The 22,716-nt window shown below is 46.1% G+C and carries 17 protein-coding genes; 7 read left to right on the top strand and 10 right to left on the bottom strand.

The window, feature by feature from the left end; all coding sequences use genetic code 11:
* Positions 1-469 precede the first annotated feature (469 nt).
* From IT393_06375 to IT393_06385, 3 genes are read right to left on the bottom strand one after another with little or no spacing between them, the layout of a single operon-like run.
* Complete coding sequence (locus IT393_06375; GenBank protein MCC7202264.1) at positions 470-2,101, bottom strand: FAD-dependent thymidylate synthase; 1,632 nt, start codon at positions 2,099-2,101, stop codon at positions 470-472.
* Between the two features lie 21 nt (positions 2,102-2,122).
* Positions 2,123-3,121 (bottom strand): molybdopterin molybdotransferase MoeA, encoded by a 999-nt coding sequence (locus tag IT393_06380; protein MCC7202265.1) that lies wholly within the window; start codon positions 3,119-3,121, stop codon positions 2,123-2,125.
* A complete protein-coding gene (locus IT393_06385; protein ID MCC7202266.1) occupies positions 3,102-3,731 on the bottom strand; it encodes an HAD family phosphatase in 630 nt (209 codons plus the stop codon). Before IT393_06385 ends, IT393_06380 begins: the two co-directional genes overlap by 20 nt.
* Before the next feature lie 116 nt (positions 3,732-3,847).
* On the opposite strand from IT393_06385, the gene tldD reads away from it, so the two are divergent.
* The 3 genes from tldD to IT393_06400 are packed head-to-tail and all read left to right on the top strand — an operon-like array spanning position 3,848 to position 7,271.
* Positions 3,848-5,293 carry a metalloprotease TldD gene (gene tldD, locus IT393_06390; protein MCC7202267.1) on the top strand — a complete coding sequence of 482 codons (1,446 nt, stop codon included), beginning with the start codon at positions 3,848-3,850 and terminating at the stop codon, positions 5,291-5,293.
* A 33-nt stretch (positions 5,294-5,326) separates the two neighbouring features.
* Complete coding sequence (locus IT393_06395; protein MCC7202268.1) at positions 5,327-6,670, top strand: TldD/PmbA family protein; 1,344 nt, start codon at positions 5,327-5,329, stop codon at positions 6,668-6,670.
* Position 6,671: 1 nt separating this feature from the next.
* Positions 6,672-7,271, top strand: coding sequence for a TetR/AcrR family transcriptional regulator (locus tag IT393_06400; protein MCC7202269.1), 600 nt, complete (start codon positions 6,672-6,674; stop codon positions 7,269-7,271).
* Positions 7,272-7,324: 53 nt separating this feature from the next.
* Here IT393_06400 and IT393_06405 read toward each other — a convergent pair whose 3' ends face one another.
* Complete coding sequence (locus IT393_06405; protein MCC7202270.1) at positions 7,325-7,651, bottom strand: cytochrome c; 327 nt, start codon at positions 7,649-7,651, stop codon at positions 7,325-7,327.
* Positions 7,652-7,861: 210 nt separating this feature from the next.
* Between IT393_06405 and IT393_06410 the strand changes: the two genes are divergently transcribed.
* Together IT393_06410 and IT393_06415 are read left to right on the top strand one after the other, a co-directional pair.
* Positions 7,862-11,155, top strand: a complete 3,294-nt coding sequence (locus IT393_06410) for a CoA activase (GenBank protein ID MCC7202271.1) — start codon at positions 7,862-7,864, stop codon at positions 11,153-11,155.
* Complete coding sequence (locus IT393_06415; GenBank protein ID MCC7202272.1) at positions 11,118-12,572, top strand: hypothetical protein; 1,455 nt, start codon at positions 11,118-11,120, stop codon at positions 12,570-12,572. Before IT393_06410 ends, IT393_06415 begins: the two co-directional genes overlap by 38 nt.
* A gap of 208 nt (positions 12,573-12,780) precedes the next feature.
* On the opposite strand, the gene IT393_06420 is transcribed toward IT393_06415, so the two are convergent.
* Together IT393_06420 and ispH are read right to left on the bottom strand one after the other, a co-directional pair.
* A complete protein-coding gene (locus IT393_06420; protein MCC7202273.1) occupies positions 12,781-13,665 on the bottom strand; it encodes a DUF4438 domain-containing protein in 885 nt (294 codons plus the stop codon).
* 333 nt (positions 13,666-13,998) lie between these two features.
* A complete protein-coding gene (gene ispH / locus IT393_06425) occupies positions 13,999-14,907 on the bottom strand; it encodes a 4-hydroxy-3-methylbut-2-enyl diphosphate reductase (protein ID MCC7202274.1) in 909 nt (302 codons plus the stop codon).
* Positions 14,908-15,052: 145 nt separating this feature from the next.
* Here ispH and IT393_06430 point away from each other — a divergent pair, with 145 nt between their 5' ends.
* Positions 15,053-16,042 carry a polysaccharide biosynthesis/export family protein gene (locus tag IT393_06430; protein ID MCC7202275.1) on the top strand — a complete coding sequence of 330 codons (990 nt, stop codon included), beginning with the start codon at positions 15,053-15,055 and terminating at the stop codon, positions 16,040-16,042.
* A 78-nt stretch (positions 16,043-16,120) separates the two neighbouring features.
* Here the strand turns inward: IT393_06430 and IT393_06435 are convergent, their stop codons facing one another.
* The 4 genes from IT393_06435 to IT393_06450 all read right to left on the bottom strand — a co-directional run bounded on the left by IT393_06435 (position 16,121) and on the right by IT393_06450 (position 20,219).
* The gene (locus IT393_06435) at positions 16,121-16,909 is read right to left on the bottom strand and encodes a CpsD/CapB family tyrosine-protein kinase (protein MCC7202276.1); all 789 of its coding nucleotides are present in this window, start codon (positions 16,907-16,909) and stop codon (positions 16,121-16,123) included.
* A gap of 20 nt (positions 16,910-16,929) precedes the next feature.
* Positions 16,930-18,438: a hypothetical protein gene (locus IT393_06440; GenBank protein ID MCC7202277.1), complete on the bottom strand. Its 1,509-nt coding sequence runs from the start codon at positions 18,436-18,438 to the stop codon at positions 16,930-16,932.
* Entirely contained in the window at positions 18,407-18,886 is a 480-nt protein-coding gene (locus tag IT393_06445) for a GGDEF domain-containing protein (GenBank protein ID MCC7202278.1), read from the bottom strand. The genes IT393_06440 and IT393_06445 overlap by 32 nt, the downstream gene beginning before the upstream one ends.
* 268 nt (positions 18,887-19,154) lie before the next feature.
* Positions 19,155-20,219, bottom strand: coding sequence for a sigma-54-dependent Fis family transcriptional regulator (locus IT393_06450; GenBank protein ID MCC7202279.1), 1,065 nt, complete (start codon positions 20,217-20,219; stop codon positions 19,155-19,157).
* 193 nt (positions 20,220-20,412) lie between these two features.
* On the opposite strand from IT393_06450, the gene IT393_06455 reads away from it, so the two are divergent.
* On the top strand, positions 20,413-22,689 hold the full coding sequence (locus tag IT393_06455) for a tetratricopeptide repeat protein (GenBank protein MCC7202280.1): 2,277 nt from the start codon (positions 20,413-20,415) through the stop codon (positions 22,687-22,689).
* Positions 22,690-22,716: the final 27 nt, after the last annotated feature.

Below are 22,716 nucleotides of genomic sequence, written 5' to 3' on the forward strand. Positions count from 1 at the left end.
GCGGGAATCCAGACCGATGCCTGATTCCAGATTCCCACTACCCGCTTAAATCCTGCGGGGACAGGTTCCGTGGGAATGACGGGTAGACAGGAGCATTTTCAGGTAAACCGTCATGAGCCTCAGGCTCACCAAGGTTAGAGAAACCGTCATTCCCGCGTACGCGGGAATCCAGACCGATGCCTGATTCCAGATTCCAACTACCCGCTTAAATCCTGCGGGGACAGGTTCCATGGGAATGACGGGTAGACAGGGATTTTCGAGTGAACCGACATGAACCCTTCGACTGTCCGGCACGCTCACAGCTCAGGGCTCACAAAGGCAGATGAAAATCCCCCTTAGTCCCCCTTTACAAAGGGGGAAATCAGTTCCCACACTTTACAAAGGAGGAAATCAGTTCCCCCCTTTATTAAAGGGGGGAGAGGGGGGATTTGAACGGGGATTTTCGAGTGAAACAGTAGTCAGGCCGGGTTCAGATTATCCGCCTGTAATCCTTAAGCCTGAGGCGCCAGACTTTTACACCGCAGAACCGGTCTCCTTCAGGACAAACCGGCCTGACACGGGCCATATCCCTTGACGTGCACGGAGGCAGGAGATATTTTCCTATGATGGGATCAACCTCCCTGATCTGTTCTACTTCATCAAGCGAGGCCCTCCATATCTCTTCCTGTGCATTATAGCAGAGCCGCATGGCATACTTGTGACGCAGGTTCAGGAGATCCCCTGACTCTGTAAAACGGACGGCCACGGCATTTGGCAGAAGGTACATGGCAAACTCACTGCTCACTCCCAGTTTCTTAAGCTTGTTGACAGAATCCCATATCCGGTTCATTACTTCTTTATAGTTCTTCTCTATCCTGGAATCCTGACTGATAATAGCCGGCGTAATATAATCCGGCTCATCCGTTATTTGCCTGTGAAGACATGGGCGGGATGCAGGGGTATTCCTGTGTCTCTGATCCTGGGAATCTGCAGTGTGGCTGAGCCTTTTTCTGAATGTATACGATACATGTGACAGTGTTCTTGCAAGTTTGGACATTGTAGTCAGATTTAATGTCTCTCCATAAAGCCCGTTTACAGAAGGGTCTAATACCTGCCGAATTGCCTTCCTGTCACTGAAACTCCTCCTGTCTTTCTGCTTCGATGACGGGATACCGAGCACCTCACGAACAGACTGTGCGAGAATAGGTTCATTATGCTTCTTAAAGTCAACAAGCCTTGAAATCCTGCCGTCGAGGCTTGAATCAAATTCACTCAGAAATCTTTTTGTGAGCCTTGAAGTCCTGTCATGTCTCTCTGACTGAAAAAACTGATACTCCGGGATTGCATCCTCCTCCAACGGCTCTTCAAGAATCAGTTTATAGAGCGGCTCCAGGCGGAGGACCTCCTGCACCATCTTTTCAACAACTGCCTGCTGCTCAAAAGGGGTGTCATAGGATTTACACAGCCTGTAGTACCTTAAAAGGGTGACTGCACTGATCGTATGATAAAGATATGTAAATGCTGAAACTGGTATGACATACCTTGCAGCCTCCTGTGCCTTCTTGATCACAGCCCTGTTCAGGTCATCCGCTGACTTAAAGAATGGCAGGTCCAATTGCGGAGATGCACTGCCCTTTTTACTCTTTCTGCTGCCCTTCTTCTCCTGCACCTTGAAAATCTTCAGATATTCATTCCTTGCTATCGGCAGCAGCTCTTTAGAAAGCCTGCTGTATGCCTCCATCTGAAAAGATATGGTCTTTTCATATAATGCGAGGGCCCTCCCCTTCAGGGGTGGAACAAGAAAACTGCCGGGCCTGATTGCAACATAGCGCTGGCTTACCTGTTCGGAGTTGTAGAATGGATGACTGTGCAGGAAAGACCAGACGAACTGACGGGAGACGTTAGATATCGCAAACTGAAAGTGCGCGTGCTGAAGAGTTGTGTGGTGGCCTGCCTTGTAAATACTTTTTGCGAGCCTCCTGTGATCTTCTGTTATGCTGTCTTCAGTAACTATACCTTTGCCTGAGTAACATGTCCGGGCGGTTGCTATGAAATTATTGAAAGGATTGGAGAATGCCTTCTCCAATGTTACGACAGGGGCAGGAGATATAAAACGTTCCATAGATATTTCTCTGAATGCCCCTTATCCGGCAACCTGACCGAGAAGCCTTGAAATAGCCGGTATCCCGAATAATTCAAACCCCCTTATGGCCTCAGGCGGATAGCCTGCCACACACACAACAGGCTTTTCCGAAAGCACACCCATAATCAGAGGCTTTCCTGACTTCATGGGGACGCCATTCACAACAACACCAGGGTCATCAATGGAATTAATAAGCTCTGCTATGAACTCCCTGCCGCCGGCGGCTGTGCCGCCTGAGATTACTGCCATGTCCGCACGGGTCAGGGCGCCCCGCAGCGTTTTTTGAAATGCGGTAAAATCGTCTCTCATTATGTCCACTACCATAGGCATTCCGCCGCATTCTTCGACAAGCGCAGCAAGGGTGTAGGAATTTACATCCCAGACATACCCTGGTTTAAGAGGCTCCGAATGCCTTAAGATATCAGTTCCTGTACTGAATATAGCCACCACCGGTTTTTTTGAGACGGTAACTGATGAAACTCCCTGGCCTGCGAGCAGCATAATCTCCTTAGGTGACAATTTTGTTCCCGGCCTGATGATTACATCACCTTTCTTATGTTCATATGCCTTAGACTCAACATTTTCACCCCTGGCAACAGCCTTCTTTACTATTATCCCGGTCCCTGTCTTTACAATATCCATGTGCCTTACTACGGCATATTCGCCTTCCGGTACAAGGCCGCCTGTGCTTAACTCCATACAGGTCATTGACGCCAGGCCTTCAGCATATGCCTTGCCAGGCTCTATCGTTCCGGTGACCGCAAGTGTTACTGGTTTGTTTTCTCCTGCAGAGGCAGTATCTGCCACATTAACAAGATAACCTTCCACGAGCGCCCTCGAAAATGGGGGAGAATCTGTTGAAGCCTTCACATCAACCGCCACTATCCTCCTGTTGCACTCACTTAAAGCAGCCTCCTCTATGCCAAGGGGACCGGAGGGGAATGCATCAAAAAACCTCTTAAGAGCTTCTGCCACTGCATCATTTTGCTGACTGTTCATATACTGTCTCCTCAATAAACCTTGTTATCTGTGACACTGATTTAAACTCCACTGCATTTATACCCAATCCATGTGCACCAAGGACATGCCCCTTTGTATCATCTATAAATATAGCCTCTTCAGCAGACACTCCTGCCTTATCCAATGCAATACGATAAATCTGAGGATCAGGCTTCATTACACCTGCCTCATATGACAATATCCAGGTATCAAACCTGTGCACAATGGGAAAGTTTTTGCTGATAAACTCAAAATGGAGCTCATTAGTATTTGACAAAAGGAACAGGCTGAAGTCCCTCTTCAGCTTTTCAATTAATGCCGCAACTCCCTCATTTTCCCTGAATATATCACTCCAGATCCGTTTGAACTGATCAAATGACAGATCCAGTGCAAAGGAGTTTTTTATACTATTAAAAAACTCCCGGGAACTAATCCTGCCGGTCTCATACATGACCGCAATGTCATTTCCATGTTTCAGCAGGTAGTCTGCTATGTTAGCCGGGTCTCTATACAGTGCATCGTCAGACGCACTTGCAAGCCCCTCTGCAACAGAGGCAAAGGAGAAGTCCAGTATGACTTTCCCAAGATCAAAAATAATCAGCTTAATCATGTTGACCATTTATATTACAATGTACATGGCCATTTGTAAATACAGTGTAATTATTGTTGACACATGCACAACTGTTCTATTATTCTGTCATTATAACTACGAGATGGGAATTAACAATGTCAAAAGAGACAATTTCACCCGAAATCTTCCTTCCTGATAAGTTTGGGATAGACAACCTTACGATGGAAAAGACCCTCGCCGGATTACTTAGCCGTAAGGTTGATTACGCGGATATTTATCTTGAGTATGTTACGAGTGAATCTTTAAACCTTGAAGAAGGGCTTGTCAAGACGGCATCACGGAACATAACGCAGGGTGTCGGTGTCCGTGCCATAGCAGGAGACAAGACAGGTTACGCCTATTCTGATGATGTGTCTCTTCAGCACATTCAGGTTGCCGCAAGGACAGCAGGTTATATTGCGGAACAATCAGGGGATAATCTCACCGTGTCCCTGAACAAGATGAATAAACCGGCCCTGAACCTCTATCCCCTTGACATATATCCTACAGATGTAGCTGTAGAGGCAAAGGTAAGACTGCTTGATAAGATAGACAAGATGGCAAGAAACTATGACTCAAGGATAAAGAATGTCATAGCATCCTTCACAAGCCAGTATAAGGTGATACTCATCGTTACATCAGAGGGACTCATCATCGGAGATATACAGCCCCTATGCAGGCTTAATGTTACGTGCATAGCAGAGAGCGGGGAGAATCGCCAGGTTGGGAGCTTCGGCGGCGGCGGCAGGGTGGAGTTTTCATATTTCTTCGATGAAAACCGTTATGCACTCTATACCAGGAGGGCTGCCAAGCAGGCATTGATAAACCTGGATGCAGTTGATACGCCTGCCGGCACCATGGATATCGTGCTTGGATCTGGCTGGCCAGGTATACTGCTTCATGAGGCTGTAGGTCACGGCCTTGAGGCTGACTTCAACAGAAAGCGGACATCGGCCTTTACAGATATGATAGGGAAAAAGGTCGCTTCTGATATATGCACTGTAGTTGATGATGGCACAATTCCGGGACGAAGGGGATCAATAAACGTGGATGATGAGGGGACTGTGGCATCGCGTACAATCCTGATAGAGAATGGGATACTCAGGGGGTATCTGCAGGACAGGCTAAATGCAAAACTTATGAAGATGCCGCTGACAGGAAACGGCAGGCGTGAGAGTTACGCACATCCGCCAATGCCGAGGATGACCAACACGTTCATGCTGGAGGGGAATTCCACCCCTGTAGACATCATTCGCTCCGTTAGCAGGGGGCTCTATGCCGTCTCCTTCGGAGGCGGACAGGTGGATATTACGAATGGCAAATTTGTCTTTACTGCAAGCGAGGCATATCTGATAGAAGATGGAAAGGTGACGACGCCTGTGAGGGGAGCCACGCTAATAGGCAATGGCCCTGATGTGCTGAAGAAGGTCTCCATGGTGGGAAATGACCTCGAACTTGACACAGGAATCGGGACATGCGGCAAGGATGGCCAGTCTGTACCTGTAGGCGTTGGGATGCCAACTGTCAGGATAGACGGCATGACAGTCGGAGGGACAGTTTAAGGTTAATCAGGGGTGTATTATCGTGAGAATAATATGGACATTACTATTGAGATAGCACAGGATATCCTGGAAAAGGCAAAAAAAATGGGCGCAACTGATGGCGACATAATCATCGTTGATGGCCGCTCTTCCGACGTCCAGGTGCGTCTTTCATCTATTGACAAGATTACAGACTCCCAGTTTAAGACCCTTGGACTGCGGCTTTTTTTCGGCAAGAGGAGCGCAATCAGCTCGACCTCTGATTTCACCCCTTCATCACTGGAAAAGCTCATAGAAGACACCTGCGCCATTGCAAAGGTAACTGCTCATGATGAATTTGCAGGCCTCCCATTGCCGCAATATAAGATGAAGATAAAAGATGTGGAGGTATATGACGAAGCTGTTCACAAGATAACCAGCGAAGAGATGATAGAGATGGCAAAAACAGCAGAGGCCTCGGCATTAAAATATGACGAAAGGATTACAAATTCCGACGGCGGAAGCTGCAGCAAGAGATTTACTCATATCATTTACGCAGGTACAAATAATCTTTCAGGAGAGTACATGACCTCTATGTTCTCGATATCAACCACACCTATTGCATCAGCAGAAGGGCTTATGCAGCGCGACTACTGGTATTCTTCTTCAAGGCAATTCAGTAAGCTTGATAAGCCGGAGAGCATTGGAGAGACTGCAGCAAGGCGGACTATCCGCCGGCTCGGTGCAAGGAAGATTCAGACTCAACAGGCACCGGTTGTCTTTGATCCTGAGACGGCATCTACCCTTCTCGGCAACCTTTGCTCTGCATTATCAGGATACTCTGTCTATAAAGGGGCCTCATTTCTTGTAAACATGTTAAACAGGCAGGTCGCTGCTCCTGATGTAACCATATATGATGACGGGACAATCCCATGGGGGATAGGTTCAAAACCGTTTGACGGCGAGGGTGCGGCTGCAAGAAAGACGACTATAGCTGAGAGGGGCATCCTCACTAATTACCTCCTCGACTCATATTCTGCCCGGAAGCTGGGCCTGACCTCAACAGGCAATGCCTCGCGCGGGGCAGGAGATCCTCCTGTTGCAGCGCCAACAAACTTTTATCTTTCAGCAGGCAGATATACCGCTGATGAAATAATCAGATCTGTTGACTCAGGTCTGTATGTTACTGATCTTATAGGATTTGGATTTAATCCTGTAACAGGCGACTACTCACGCGGAGCATCCGGAATATGGATAGAAAGAGGGGAGCTGGCATATCCTGTGGAAGAGATAACGATAGCAGGCAACCTTAAGGATATGCTCATGCAGATAGAGATGATCGGAAATGACCTCGATTTCAGGCAGAAGATATGCTCTCCCACAATAAAGATCGGACGACTGACCATAGCAGGACACTGACTTGCTAAAAAAGAACCGCAGGGAGGAGATACTCAAGTCAGCCATCTCGGCCTTTTCACACAAAGGATATCATAATACGAGCATCTCTGACATTATAGAAAAGGCCGGCATAGCACGCGGCACCTTTTATCTCTATTTTGAAAATAAGCGGCAGATTTTCGACAGCGTCCTCGATAACCTCATAGTCGAGCTCGACCACTGTATAAAGAAGATAGAATTGGGACAGGGTCTTCCCAATCCTTTGGACCAGCTCAAGGCAAACCTGATACGGGTATTAACCCTTTTTATTGAAAATCCGGAGTTGACAGGCATACTGCTTCGTCATGCCACCGGCCTTGATGCAGAGCTTGACAAGAAGATTAGTCAGTTTTACAGGAACTGGGCTTACAGGATAGAAGAGGCATTCAACCTTGGGATTACAATGGGCCTTGTGCGGGAATGCAACTCAACATTGATCTCCTATTGTATCCTTGGATGCATCAAAGAAGTCATCGAACATATCACTCTGTACAGAAAGGATAAACCGGATATTGGAGTAATTGCGGATGAGATGATTAACTTTGGCCTGAATGGACTGAGGAATCCAAAGCTGACCTTTTAGGGGTGCAGCAACTTCTGCCGCACCCCATGACAATTTTACTGCACGCAAAGCTGTTATTTCTGTAAATCCCCCTTCAGATGAGTCACAAGGGCATTAGCATCAGCATCAGGCATCGGAACCTTCGGCATGTCAATGACAATTTTCGGATACTTCTTTGCTGGTCCTGTGCGCCCCTCAAGTATGACCTTCCTAATGTCTTCAGCCTTGCCTTTGGAAATGAACTCATTACCCTTTAGAGAAGGGCCCAAAGGTGTACCTTCCCCCTGGGTTCCGTGACATAATGAACATTTATCTTTAAATATCTTGCCGCCGTCGGCAGCAAAAGCTTCACCACTGAAAATGAGCAATAATGTAATAAATAACAGGGATACAACCTTCATGGAATTCACCCCCTTTCAATGATAATTTTGTCCTAATTATACAACTTAAAATTGGCCAGGTCAAAGTATTTGTATCTTAAAAATAACCTTGACTTTGCAGGAAGTTTTGAGTAAAATTGCCAGTAGACTGACATGTCAGTCTACTGGCACGTCAGCTGCCGTCAGCCTCTCCCTGCAAATCACAATTAAGGCAGCCTGACCCGATGTTTTATGAGCAATATTATTTCCAGCCTGAACAATATACTCATTGGCCTTGACGTAGGCTCGACCACTGTAAAGGCCGTAGTCCTTGATGGTGCAACCGGCAGCATCCTCTGGCAAGACTATCAGCGTCATGAGACAAGACAGATTCATAAGGTCCTCGAATTCCTTCAGGCTATAGAAAACAAATTTATGGGGAATTCCGGCCAATTCCGGATCTTTATTACAGGAAGCGGCGGGAGGGCTGTATCGGAACTAATAGGCGCCAAATTTGTACAGGAGGTTAATGCTGTTTCTCTTGCGGTGGAGCATAACCATCCGGACGCGGGATCTGTCATTGAATTAGGCGGCCAGGATGCAAAGATTATCATCTGGGCTGAAGACGCCAATGGAAACAGGAGAAAACTCTCAAGCATGAATGACAAGTGTGCGGGAGGGACGGGGGCTGTTATTGACAAGATCTCCGCAAAACTGAACATCTCTCAGGATGAGGTAAGCAGCCTGCGGTATACCGGCACAAGACTGCACCCTGTTGCAGGAAAATGCGGGGTGTTTGCAGAAACAGACATCAACGGACTTCAGAAACAGGGGATCCCGTCTCAGGAATTAATGGCATCTCTTTTTGAGGCCATCGTTCAGCAGAATTTGAGTGTACTGACAAGGGGCAATACCTTAAGACCGCATGTACTTCTCCTGGGCGGGCCCAATGCCTTTATACCGGCGCTGCAGGAAGCCTGGTCACATCATATACCCAGGATGTGGGAGGAACGTGGAATTACCCTGCCATCCGGGATGAAGCCTGAAGATCTCATCTACGTCCCTTCCAACGCCCAGTTTTATGCTGCAATGGGCTCAGTAATCTACGGCAGGAGTGAAGATGAGTCGGTCGGGAGATACAAGGGACTGAAGGAGTTGGAGGATTATATATCAGGAGGCCGGAGGAAATCAGATGCACGGGCGGTATCAACAGGTCTGGCTGCGAATGATGAGGAACTTGAGAGATTTGTGAGAGAGTTCAGAAAGGCTCCCTTCACTCCGCCTGCATTCCAGCCTGGAGAAACAGTCTATGGTTATATAGGCATTGACGGCGGCTCAACATCTACTAAAGGCGTTCTGCTTGACAGGGAGGGCGAGCTCCTTGCCAGGGCATACAGGCTTTCGAAAGGCAATCCAATTGACGATACGAGGGAAATATTGAGAGACCTGCGACAACAGGTAGAATCACAAGGGGCGCACCTTGAGGTCTCAGGGGCAGGAACCACAGGCTACGCAAAGGATATGCTTAAGGAATGCTTCGGGGCTGACATCGCCCTTGTAGAGACAGTTGCCCACACCAAATCTGCCCTTCGCTATTTTGAAAATGCGGATGTGATCGTGGATGTCGGGGGGCAGGACATAAAGGTCATCTTCCTGAAAGACGGCAAGGTGAAGGATTTTAAATTAAACACGCAATGCTCCGCAGGCAACGGCTATTTCCTTCAAAATACGGCCGAACGGTTTGGGTTTAACGTGACAGAATATGCTGACCTGGCATTTAAGGCAGCACGCCTGCCGCTTTTTCATTACGGATGTGCAGTCTTTCTTGAATCAGACATAGTGAACTTTCAACAGCAGGGGTGGGAGCGGGAAGAGATCATGGCAGGCCTGGCTACTGTTCTTCCGAAGAACATCTGGCTATACGTTGTCCAGGAACCAAACCTGCGCAGGCTTGGAAGGACATTCATCCTCCAGGGAGGCACACAGCATAATCTCGCTGCTGTGAAGGCACAGTACGATTTTATCAAGTCCAGGGTGCCTGACGCAGAAATACATGTTCACAGGTATACAGGCGAAAGCGGCGCTATTGGAGCCGCTCTTGAGGCAATACGCGTGGCTGGTGAAGGAAAGACGAGTTTTGTCGGTCTCGATGCAGCAGAGGGGATCAGATTCAATGCCCTGAGGGATGAATCAACAAGATGTAATTTCTGCCAGAACAGCTGCCAGAGGACCTTCATTGATATAGAATCATCTTCAGTCAGACACTCCAAACGTTATATAATCGCAACCTGTGACAAGGGGACAGTGGAAGATATCAGGGATGTTCAGGCTATAAAGAAGAAGGCTGACGACCTTAAGAAGATGTATCCTGACATGTCTGAGATTGCAGCAAGGGAAGTCTTAAAAAGCCGGCTATCGTCCAAATTGAACCCTGACAAAAACGAAGGCTGCAATATCAGGATTGGCATTCCGCGAACCCTTAACATGTATTCAGTGGCACCTTTCTTCATCGCATACCTTGAAAGTGCCGGGGTACCCTTTAAACATATCATTCTATCTGACAACACCGATGAAAAGATGTATAAAGAGGGTTCAAGGCGCGGGGCAATAGACGCATGCTTTCCGAGCAAGGTTGCACTTTCTCATGTCCATAACCTGATATATGGGAAAAAGACGAGGCCTGATGTGATATTCTTTCCAATGCTGCTTGATCTGCCTTCAGAGATAAAGAAGGCTGTTGCAAGCTCGTCCTGTCCGACAGTTGCAGCAACCCCTGAGGTAATCAAGGCCGCATTCACAAAGGAGGAAGACCTCTTTACAAAACATGGTATAAGATTCCTGGCGCCTCACCTTAACATGAGCGAACCGGAGCTCTTTGAACAGCAGATGCATCAGCTCGCATCCGGGTTATTCGGACTTGACAAGTTCCGGAACAGAGAGGCGATGGAGGCAGGCTACAGGGCCCTGTCAGATTATACAAATGATCTCAGAAGAAGGGGAAGTGAGGTGCTTCGCAGGATTGAATCAGAAGGCAGGGTGGGTGTTGTAGTCCTCGGCAGGCCTTATCATAATGATCCCGGGCTTAACCATGAAATCCTGTCTGAGATTCAAAAATACGGTTATCCCGTCTTTACCGTCGAATCGCTTCCGCATGATGATGACATAATGGACAGACTCTTTGGCGACGAAGTACGGCGTGGTGAAATAGGTCATCCCCTGGAGATAGATGACGTATGGAAGAACTCATACAGTGAGAATACAAACAAGAAGCTGTGGGGGGCGAAATACACGGCAAGGCATCCAAATCTTGTTGCTGTTGACCTCTCCAATTTCAGGTGCGGACATGATTCACCGATATACGCCGTGGTCGAAGAAATACTGTCTGCAACACAGACGCCCTATTTCACATTTCATGACATTGACGAAAACAGGCCGTCAGGTTCAATAAAGATCAGGGTTGAGACCATACATTATTTCCTGCAAAGATATGAGGAGGCGCTGCTGAAAAATGAACTCAAATATTCAACATTACAAGAGACCTGCTGAGAGGCCGTTTACAAAAGACCAGCGTGACTCGACCACCATCCTTTTTGGAGGCCTCACACACAATCATGACTATCTCATTGAAGGGGCCCTGAAGGGAATGGGGTACAATGCAAAATACCTTCCTGTCCCTGACAATCAATCACTGTCAGTCGGAAAAGAGTACGGAAACCGGGGTCAATGCAACCCCACATACTACACCGTAGGGAATCTGATAAAGTATCTCCGGGGCCTGAAGGCAGACAATGACACAGAAAAGATTGATGATAAATATGTATTTCTGACAGCAGGCTCATGCGGACCATGCCGTTTTGGGATGTATGAGGCTGAATACAGAAAGGCCCTGCGGGATTCCGGTTTCCCTGACTTCAGGGTTCTCCTGTTTCAGCAATCAGGGGACATGAATCAGGGAAAGGAATGGGGCCTTGAGCTTACGCCTAAATTCTTTATCACTCTGGTCAAGACAATCATGGCAGGAGATATGCTGAATGAACTGGGATATAAAATACGGCCATATGAAATTATTCCCGGTGAAACAGACAAATGTATTGAGAACGGGAGGACTCTCCTTTACTCTGCGCTTCAGGAGAGGAAATCTTTGCGCCCTGTATTGAAAAAAATCAATCAGCTATTCTCTGCAATCAGGGTTGATTATTCGCGCGTCAAACCAAAGGTAAAATTAACAGGCGAATTCTGGGCAATGACAACTGAGGGTGAAGGAAATTATATGCTGCAGCGCTGGCTTGAGTCTGAAGGGGCTGAGGTTGTTACAGAACCTGTCAGCAACTGGGTCAGTTTTATCTTCTGGGAACATGCGGAGAGGGCAATGGAACGCCGCAAAGTCAAGAAGGGGGCATACAAGACAATATTGGGTCTGAAGGCCGCAAGCCTCCTCTTCCACTACTATTACACCAGTTACCGGAGCGCCCTTAAATTCAGGCCTGATGCACTCTCCTCCCAGGACAAGGTGGCGGAATATGCAAAGAACTATTACAACCCGCGTATATCAGGCGGCGAGGGACATATGGAGATCGGCAAGCATATCATGTCATTCAGGGAAAAGAAGGCTCATCTGGTTGTCTCAGTAAAACCATTCGGCTGCATGCCGAGCACACAGAGCGACGGGGTTCAGGCCAAGGTGGTAACAGACCTTGGGAACAGCCTGTTTGTCTCGATAGAGACATCGGGTGACAGTGATGTAAATGTAAAGAGCAGGGTGCAGATGAAGCTCTATGAAGCACGGGAGCGTGCAAAGAAAGAGGTTGCAGACACCCTGAAGAGGCACGATCTGTCAATGAAACAGGTCGAGGAGTACAGCAAGAAGAATCCGCTTTCAGGTATGACAAGACTTCCACATTATGAGGCAAGCAGTACCAGCAACTTCATTAGCATGAAGGCTTCAGACATACGGAAGGGTTAAAGTTAAATGGGGACAGCGACTATTTATTTTGCAGATTATGACCTGAAGAAATAAATAGTCGCTGTCCCCATTTAACTTTCCATTTAACTTTCAGGGCTCACCAAGGTTTATGAAAACGTCATTCCCGCGGAAGCGGGAATCCAGACCGATGGCTTGATTCTGGATTCCCACTTCCGTGGGAATGACAGACAAATAGGACCTTTTTCACTTACCGCCAGCGTCCAATACTGAGATAAATTCCGAGGTTTGCATCCGGATCTATCGTTGGCTCTATCAGCGGCCTGGCTGAGGTCATTATAGTCTGTACACCAGGTCCATGGCCTGCAAGGTAACTATCCGTATGAATGACAATGCCGATAGTGACCGCCCCTTCCCTGTAGGTCCAGCCATAGCTGGAATCATGATCCTGTATCGCGACAAAATCACCCAGTCTTAGTCCCTCAAGTTTATGCCTTTTTATTGCTTCAGCGTCCGAGGTCTGGATGTCATAGTCCCCCTTGTATACATCATTATGCCCGAGACCTGAACCCATCAACTTGCCTGGGACTATGGCCGTGACCGGTACTTCAATCCTGCCGCCTGCGATTGCACTTATGGCTGTCTTTTTCAGCACCTCAGGGGACATACTGAATACCTTTATCTCCGGATAATCTTCGAGTGACAACCCCTGCCCATATGCACGGACTAATATTTTATCGTCCTGGGTAAGTTTCCCGAGCGTTTCTTCATCAAAATCTGCGATGACATGCTCCACACCGCCATGATGGCCTGTTACCACCCCTTTGGCACCTTTTGCATCACCCGATATTACAACAGCTTCATTGCCTATGCATGAAAATGTATTAAATGCACGATTAGGGTCCTTGTTTGGCTCCTTGGGGTCACTGCTGAATGACACGCACGGTTCGATATGGTCCCCTGCCCAGCCAAAAACAGTATCACCGACTTTAACATTGAACGTTATTCCTCCAACACTCGGCAGCATAAGGCTCACACCGCTGCTTGCAAGCTCCCAGCCAAAGCACCTGGCATAAACAACACTACCCTGTACCGCAAATTTAACGAGTCTGTCTTCATTTGTCCTTAAGGTCATTTTAATCTCCATAGGGTTCAAGTGGTCGAGGGTCAAGGTGAACCGCGGCCAGATTCTGGATTCCCACTCCCCGCTTAAATCATGCGGGGACAGGTTACGTGGGGATGACTGGTACTTAGGAGCATTTTCAGGTGAACCGTCATGAGCCCTTCGACTGTTCGACAAGCTCACAGCTCAGGGCTCACCAGGGTTCATGAAAACGTCATTCCCGCGCAAGCGGGAATCCAGACCGCGGCCTGGGTTCTGGATTCCCACTCCCCGCTTAAATCATGCGGGGACAGGTTCCGTGGGAATGACGGGTACTTAGGAGTATTTTCGAGTGAAGTACGGATATTACACTTGACCCCTCGCCCCCTTGACCCCTCGACCCCTGTTTGTCTCTTCCCACGCCTTATCTATCTCCTCTATCCTCTCTATAACATCATCAATAAGCCACTGCGGTGTTGAGGCCCCGGCTGTTATTCCAACCTTACTTATGCCGTTAAACCACTCCGGCAGGAGTTCCTCTGAGGTCTCCACATGCCTCGTGCATACATGCCTTGAGCAGATTTCAGCAAGCCTCTTTGTATTTCCACTGTTCCTGCCGCCGACAACCACCATCAAATCCACCATTCTCGCCAGTTCATCGGCAGCATACTGATTGCTCCTTGTTGCGCCGCAAATGGTATTTTTAATCTTCCATTTCAGGCCATTTGACTTGATACACTGCTCTATCTTTTTAAATTTCGTAAATTCCTGCGTTGTCTGAAAAACTATTGCAGGGCGCAGGGGCCTTTTCTCTATAATCTGTTCAAGGTCAGACACAACATGTATCGTACAATCCGGCACTTCATGACGGGCATGCCCCACAATACCTATTACCTCTGCATGCATCTCGTCTCCAACAACAAACAGCTCATAACCCCTTCTGCAAAACTCCACTGCATAGTCCTGCACATCCTTGACAAACCTGCAGGTGGCATCAATAATGTTCAGGTCATTTACCTGAGCCGTTTTATAATCTTCCGGGGGAACTCCATGTGCCCTTATTATAAGGTTCCCCTCCTTATATCCTTCAAGGTCCCTGATCGGTTCAATGCCATAATCCTGCTTCAGACGATCAATTTCCTGTGGGTTGTGAATAAGCGGGCCATACGTCCTTGTAGGCATTGGGGATGATGCAGCTATCTCCGTAGCCTTATTTATGGCCTCCCTGACACCAAAACAAAAGCCTGAATGACGTGCAATCTGTATTTCCATCATTTCATTAATATTCTACATTAACCGCGTATAATGTTGCAAATCATCCTCAGCGTATTACTATCGTTAAAACTTAGCACAAGGACGGCTTTGCCCGTTGACATTTTCGGGTTAATATCCTATTCTTTAATCACCGATAATAAGCGCTATGTCAATCAAATCCTATTGCACTGCAGGTATTCTATATCGAATAATTATTATACTGGTCGTTTTTTCAACATTCGGCGCCCTGCTCCTCTCATCAGCCAGGATAACAACAGCTGCGCCCTCTGACAAGAATGAAATACGTGATGGTGAGCTGATAAATACCATGAAGTCATTCTCAGCAGCGTTTAAGAATGGGAATGTTGATGAGTACATGTCATTCTATTCTAACACAGCGCTTGAAAATGGGGGCAATCAAATTGACAAAATAAGGGCAAACTATTCAGACATTATTGCCCGTAATTTGATTACTTTGTATGAATTCGAGATTTCAGACATCAAGAATGCAGGAGATTCTGCCGTTGTTGACGCTATTTATAATAAGACCCTCGTTAACAAGGCAAATGGCAATGCAATGCTTACAAACGGAAATGTGCGAATAAGGTTTATAAGGGAAAATAACAGGATAAAAATTTCAACTATTGATTATGACAAGAATATCAGCGGGGATTATATTATTGGGAAAGAAGACCTCCTTGAAATCTCTGTCTGGAAATCGCCTGAACTGTCACTCTCAATAATAGTCCGGCCTGATGGAATGATATCACTGCCGCTGATTGGAGAAGTCCATGCTGACGGACGTACCCCCAATGAGTTGCAGACAGCCATACAGGACAGACTAAAAGAGTTCAAGCAGGGGCCGATTGTATCCGTCATCGTCAGAGAATCAAACAGTAAATCCATATTTATAACCGGTGAAGTTATAAGACCAGGGAAATACCCCCTGCACAGTGACACCACCATAACTCAGGCAATAGCACTTGCCGGAGGCTTTAGCCAGTGGGCTAACAAGGATAAGATAACTGTAATACGAAAAAGCCCAATGAACCCGGAAGGAAACAGGGTTTCAATCAAATATTCGGATATTGTCGGCGGTAAAAATATGAGGGCTAATATCCTGTTACGGCCAGGTGATACCGTAATCGTACCATAATAGCGAAATAAATAGAAATAAATAGGGACAGCGACTATTTATTTTGTACAGAATAAATAGTCGCTGTCCCTATTTATTTCAGTAGTTGTCGTATCCTGAACCATAGTAATACTTGGAATGAATTGGTTCAACACAGTTCAGTACTACTCCAACAACCTTATCGGCTGCCAGGGTTGAAGTAGCTCTTTTCACAATACTTCGCGGGGTCTTGCCGGCCTGAATTACAAGCAAAATACCGTCTACAAGTTTAGAATAGATATTGATATCAGCCAATGGAATAATAGGGGGTGTATCAATTATGATGTACTTGTAATTTTCTCTGACAGTTTTCATTATCTGCTGCATCCTTATAGACGATATAAGTCTTGAAGGATTTCCAACTGTTTTACCTGCGAACAGTACCGACAACTGCCCGTCAAACATCTTCACAGCACATGACTCAATATCTATTTTCCCAACTAAAACATCTGTTAGTCCAAATCCAGGCGGATGTTTTAAATACCCATAAAGCCCTGGATTTTTTAAATCTCCTTCAATAAGAAGTACCTTCTCATCAAAGTCTCTGGCTATGGAGATTGCAAGGTTAAGCGAGGTAAAGGTCTTGCCCTCTGCTTTAACAGAACTTGTAACTGCGAGCGCATAGGAACTGGCTTCCTGACGCAACTGGGCTACACGCGTAAATAAAATGCGATACTGCTCTGCTGAAATAGAGGCTGGTTCTTTTAGGGTGACAAGCCTGTTGTCAATGACGCCGCTATTGATCCTGTTACCAGCCTCATCAATCATTACAGGAACCCGCTCATCAGCACCCTGGGTCATCACATTGCCATCTTCTGTTCTTTTTCTCTTTATCCAGTCCATTCTCATAGCTTATAATCCCTTAAATCCTATCTTCCTCCGATACGGGGTACAGACGCCAGAACAGGAATACCAATAGCCGTATAAACATCATCGGGCTTTCTGAAAGAGGCATCTATGTACTCCAGCAGGAGTGCCAGGCCAACGCCACCTCCTATGCCCCCGGCAAGACCTGCAAAAACTATCATCATTACATTAGGCTTGAATGGCTTGATCGGCAGACTTGCCGGGTCCAGTATCCTGAACTGCTCACCCTTCTGTTTTTTTTCAAGACTCTCAGCAAGCCTCGCATCAAGTCTCTTGGTCAGCAAATTCTGATAATTCTGCCTCGTATTTTCATAGTCCCTCATAAGGGCCGAAATCTGCTGTTCCCTTTGAGGAATACGCTCCACACGCGCCTGGAAGAGGGTAATGTTTCTTGACAGCTCTAATTGTTTTTCCTTAAGTGTCTTTACCTCTGCATTAACATCTGCTAATTGGGATGATAATGTAAGGTATCGGGGGTCATCACTCACTATCGGGTTTCTTCCAGCACCACTTCCAGTTGTTTCTCTCCCTTTTCCTGTCCTGATCATAGATTCAATTTCATCTATTTCACTCTTTACTCTAACAATATCAGGGTATTTTTCCGTATATGTGCTTGAAAGCTGAGACAATTCTGACTGTAATTGAGCAAGTCTAATCCTCATGGGGTCATTGGGCGCTGTCCCGGTTGCGGCTGCCCCCCGGCTAACCTGAGCAGCGCCAATCTCAGACAACTGACTTTCAATTGTAATCTTCCTGTCCTCGGCAACTCTTAAGGTTTCATTTGTCATCTGGCGTTCCATTTGTAAACGGTCCAGCGTCCTTAAATTTGCCTCAAGCTGTGAGGGAAGCTCCCCCATATACTTCTCCTTAAATGTCTTCATCTGCATTTCCTGTATTTCCAGGGAATTTTTCAGATTTTGGAGCTCATTCTCGAGGAAGTTCGTCGTCCCCTCAACCTGCTGCTCCCTGACCTTCAAATTCTCTTCTATAAACAGAGAAGCAAGCCGGTTCGTAACATGCATTACTGTTTCAGGTTCACTCCCAATATATGAAATGGCAAAGGAACTACCCTGACCGCGTGACCCACTCCTCACATCCAGGGTTATGCTCTTTCTCATAAGCTCTACAATCTCTTCATTTGTAAGCTTGTCCTTCACCCTGCTATATAGTCCAAATTCGTTTATAATAGACTCTAACCGCGTCCTGCTCATAACCTGCTGGGTAATCGTATTAAGCCTTGACGCTATATCATTATCAACCGTAGGGGTTACATAAAACTCAGGAATCATTTGACGCTCTATAAGTATAAGAGTAGATGACCTGTAAATCTTGGGAATAAGAATGAGTGCTAATAATATCCCTACAATGGAAACCATAACCGGAATTATGATAAACCACTTTCTGCGGAGAAATATCTCTAAATAATCTTCTATCTGCTGAAGTCCTGGTTTCTGAATTTCCATAAAATTGTTACAATTATTAATCTGGAAGGCAAACTTTCCCGCCGCCACCTTCAACAGCTATATTTAGTGCATGGCCAGCTTTTTGCCTAAGAGTTACAATATCACTCGCATGCGTCGGGAAACATGCAACGCCTATACTCGTCGTCATACCGATCAGATGTCCATTAGTTTTAAATGTATAATTTTCTATGCGCTCTTTGATCCTAACACCTACCTTCAAAGATGACTGATAATCTGCCTGGTCTAATATAAGAATAAATTTATCATCCCCAATCCTGCCTATAATGTCGGTTGACCTTATCTCCTCCTTAACTATTGCGGCAAGCTTCCGTATAAGCTCATCTTCTTCAGGGTGCGTCAGCTCTTTTAAAATTTTATCCCTTTGAACTACCATAAGCGAGAAAAAGTAAAGGTATCTCGCAGCCTTTTTCACCTCAATGTTAAGCATATAGTCAAATGCTTCCTTATCAAGGGCCTGTGTTACCTTATCAAACATAAGACTTACTTGTCCTCTTGGAATTATTTCCATGCTCAATGTTGAAACATGCAAGTTGATGCTCTCCTCGTCAAAGGGTCAAACTTGCAATATCAATGCCACCAATATAGTACCCTAAAAACAGGGCCTTTCAACATGGCACACCGCATCCATGAGATATTTGGGTATCATCTAAGCCGCTATCGTCTGAAATTCTGAAAAAATTTACGTTGACAAAACTATGACATGGTCACGCTTATTACTAATATTGGAAAATCTTTTCTCTTTTTTATTCAAACAGGTTATACTGCCTCATCTTATAAAAGAGTGTCTTGTAACTGATAGAGAGCATTTCTGCAGTCTTCCTGCGGTTCCACCTGCATAAGAGCAGAGTTTTTCTAATAGCCTCCTCCTCTGCCCTGCTGACGGCCTCCTGGGCAATCTCTTTTAAACGGCGGGGCTTAAACGTTGCTTCAACAGTATCCTTTTCCTTATTTTCCAAATGCACCATGGGAGCATTGTCCACTGATGCATCAGCCTCCGAACAACCACTTAACTCAACCTTTTCACTTCCAAGGACTATTATCCGTTTAACAATATTTTCAAGCTCCCTTACATTTCCAGGCCAGCGATAAGAGGCAAATCTATCCATAGTCTCCTGCGACAGTGTGCGATAATCCTTATTATAGATGTTACAATATTTGTGCAGAAAAAATTCCGTCAATACGGGGATATCCTCTTTTCGGTCACGCAGGGATGGCATAGTTATACTGACAACATTGAGTCTGTAAAAAAGGTCCTCCCTGAAAGTCCCGGCTACAACCGCCCTTTCAAGATTCTTGTTTGTAGCGGCAATTACCCGGACATCCACCTCAACCTCTCTGCCTCCTATCCTTGAAAATTCTCCATCCTGCAGTACCTGCAAGAGCTTAGACTGCAGTGATTGCGGCACATCACCAATCTCATCAAGAAAGATCGTCCCTTTGTTTGCGAACTCAAACTTTCCAGGCTTCATCCTGTGCGCTCCGGTAAAAGCGCCCTTCTCATGACCAAACAATTCACTTTCCAGCAAACCTTCAGGTATTGCCGCACATAAGACCTTGACAAAAGGTTTATCCATCCTGTTGGAATGCCTGTAAATTGCCTGAGCCGCAAGTTCCTTTCCAGTGCCGCTTTCACCCCGCAACAGGACAGTAATGTCCGGCTGGGCTACACGCCGTATTATGTTTTTTATGTCCGTTATCCGCCTGCTGTTACCAAGAAGAAGGCCCCCGACACAATCAACAGAGGGTTCTTCCTTCATAATACTATCAGGGTCTAAGTCAAGCCTGCTAATGTCGTTGCCATTTTCCATATATCGTGTTATCTTACCATGCGATTCAGTTTAATTTTCTGATTATTGTTAGTGTGTACTGCAAGGAACATTGAGAAACAGATTACCCATTCTTACCCAATCTGTTTCCCATTCATCGCCTATTTTAGCGTAATACGTGGACAAGTCAAGCCAATATTTTGACAAGGGATATATGATGACTAAAGGAGGGGGTATGTACAAGGGCCGCATTATTTTGGTTTGCATTCTTTTATTAACTTTGACTTCCTGCAGTAGTCCGGAAGAGAAGAAGGCCAAACACGTAAACAGGGGATTGAAGTATTTCACTGAAGGAAAATACAGGGAAGCAATTATAGAATATAAGAATGCGACCCAGATAGCCCCAAAGGATGCTGAAGCACATTACCGGCTTGGTTTGGCGCTTGTCAGATCAGGGCGGATACAGGATCTGGCTGATGCCTACAAAGAACTCAAACAGGCGGTTGAACTCAACCCTGATATCCTGGATGCACAGATACAGCTTGGCAACATACTGCTGCTGTCAAGGGAATATACGCAGGCTAAGGAAAAAGGAGAGTTTGTCTTAAAGAAGGAACCTGACAATGTAGATGCCCGTTTGCTCCTTGGAAATGCCTATGCAAGACTCCGGAAAGACAGCGATGCAATCAGGGAGATTAGAAAGGCTATTGAGCTTGATCCGAAACGTATACCATCATACCTTAATCTCGGCAGCATTTATGTCTCACAGAGAAACCTGAACGACGCTGAAAAGGTCTACCATGAGGCCATCTCTATAGATAGCAAATCAGTAAATGCACACCTCGCCCTTGCAAATCTGCATTATTTAAAAAATGAAATGACCGCTGCTGAGGAAGAATATAAAGAGGCCATTGGCATAGACCCTGAGAATGTCAATCTCCACATTACACTTGGAAGATTTTATTCCTCACAGAACAGGTTTAAAGAGGCAGAATCTAAGTTTATCGAGGCTGGCAGTATTGACCCTAAGAATCCGTTACCTCACATAATACTGGGAGACTTATATATTCTTCAGAAACATGATGATGAAGCTGTAAAGGCGTATCAGAAGGGTGATGAGATTAATCCGGCGGAACTGACTGCAAAAAAGAGGCTCGCTTCTTACTATCTTACAAAGTCAAATATTGACGAGTCATTAAAATATGCGGACAGTATACTTGAGAAGAATCCGGGAGACGCAGAAGGGCACTCACTGAAAGGGAGAATATTCCTTGCCAAATTAAAGGTATCAGAAGCAATCTCGGAGTTTCAAAAGGTATTGAAGGATGAGCCCGGACGCTCTGATGTCCGGTACTTTCTTGCTCAGGCCCACCTGATGGCAGGTGACTTACAGCTATCAAAGAATGAGTTGGCAGAGGTATTAAAGTCAGCACCAAATTCAACAGATGCACGGGCAAGCCTCGCAGAGGTCTACTTCAGACTACACTCATATGACGAGGCAGTCAGTGAGGCAAAGAAGGTATTGGCCATGCAGCCTGATAATCAAAAAGCAAGGAGGATACTCGGTGATGCCTATGTCGGTAAAAGGGATGCTGGCAGCGCCTTATCTCAATACAAAGAGCTGGTCCGTATTTCACCAAATGACCCGCTTGCTCATTTCAGGATCGGGACTATATACAGGGCACAGAAAAAGAATAATGACGCGATGGCTGAGTTTGAGAGAGCCATTTCCCTGAATCCTCAGATGATCCAGTCCCTTGCACTTATCATGGGAATATTTATAGAGCAGGGCGGGGTTGACAAGGCCATAGAAAGGGCGAATAAGCAACTAACCGTCTCGAAAAACAACCCCCTGATCTATAATCTGATCGGGAAGGCATACATGGTAAAAAAAGATGAAAAAAGGGCGGAGGAATATTTCAGCAAGTCCATTGAAACAGACAAGAACACCCTGGCATCATACATGGACCTTGGGACACTGTATGCGCAAGGCAAGACCTATGACAAGGCAATAGCCCGGTTTGAAGAGGCCATTAAGGTAAACCCCAATTACCTTCAGCCCTACATGCTAATAGGGATACTATATGATTCTCAAAAGAATCATGATAAGGCAAAGGAATATTACGAAAAGGCATTAAAGATTGACCCTAAGTTCGCTCCTGCAGCAAACAACCTTGCGTGGATATATGCAGAGCATGGCGGAAACATAGATGTGGCATTAGACCTTGCACAGAGGGCAAAGGAGAAACTCCCCGATGACCCTGGAGTCGCTGATACACTTGGCTGGATTTATTACAAGAAGGGGGCATATCTAAAGGCCATCTCGCTGCTGAAGGATAGCAGTGAAAATTTGCAGGATAACCCAACGGTGCGTTATCACCTCGGGATGGCATACTACAAGAATGGGAATAAAGAACTTGCAAGAAGGGAACTCGAAGCGGCCATAAAAATCAATAAGAAGTTTGATGAGGCGGATGAGGCAGAGAAGATTCTTGTGAGCTTGAAGAAATAATTATTCCAACTCCCCGTAAGAAAACGG

Source organism: Nitrospirota bacterium (assembly GCA_020851375.1).
Taxonomy (GTDB): domain Bacteria; phylum Nitrospirota; class 9FT-COMBO-42-15; order HDB-SIOI813; family HDB-SIOI813; genus RBG-16-43-11.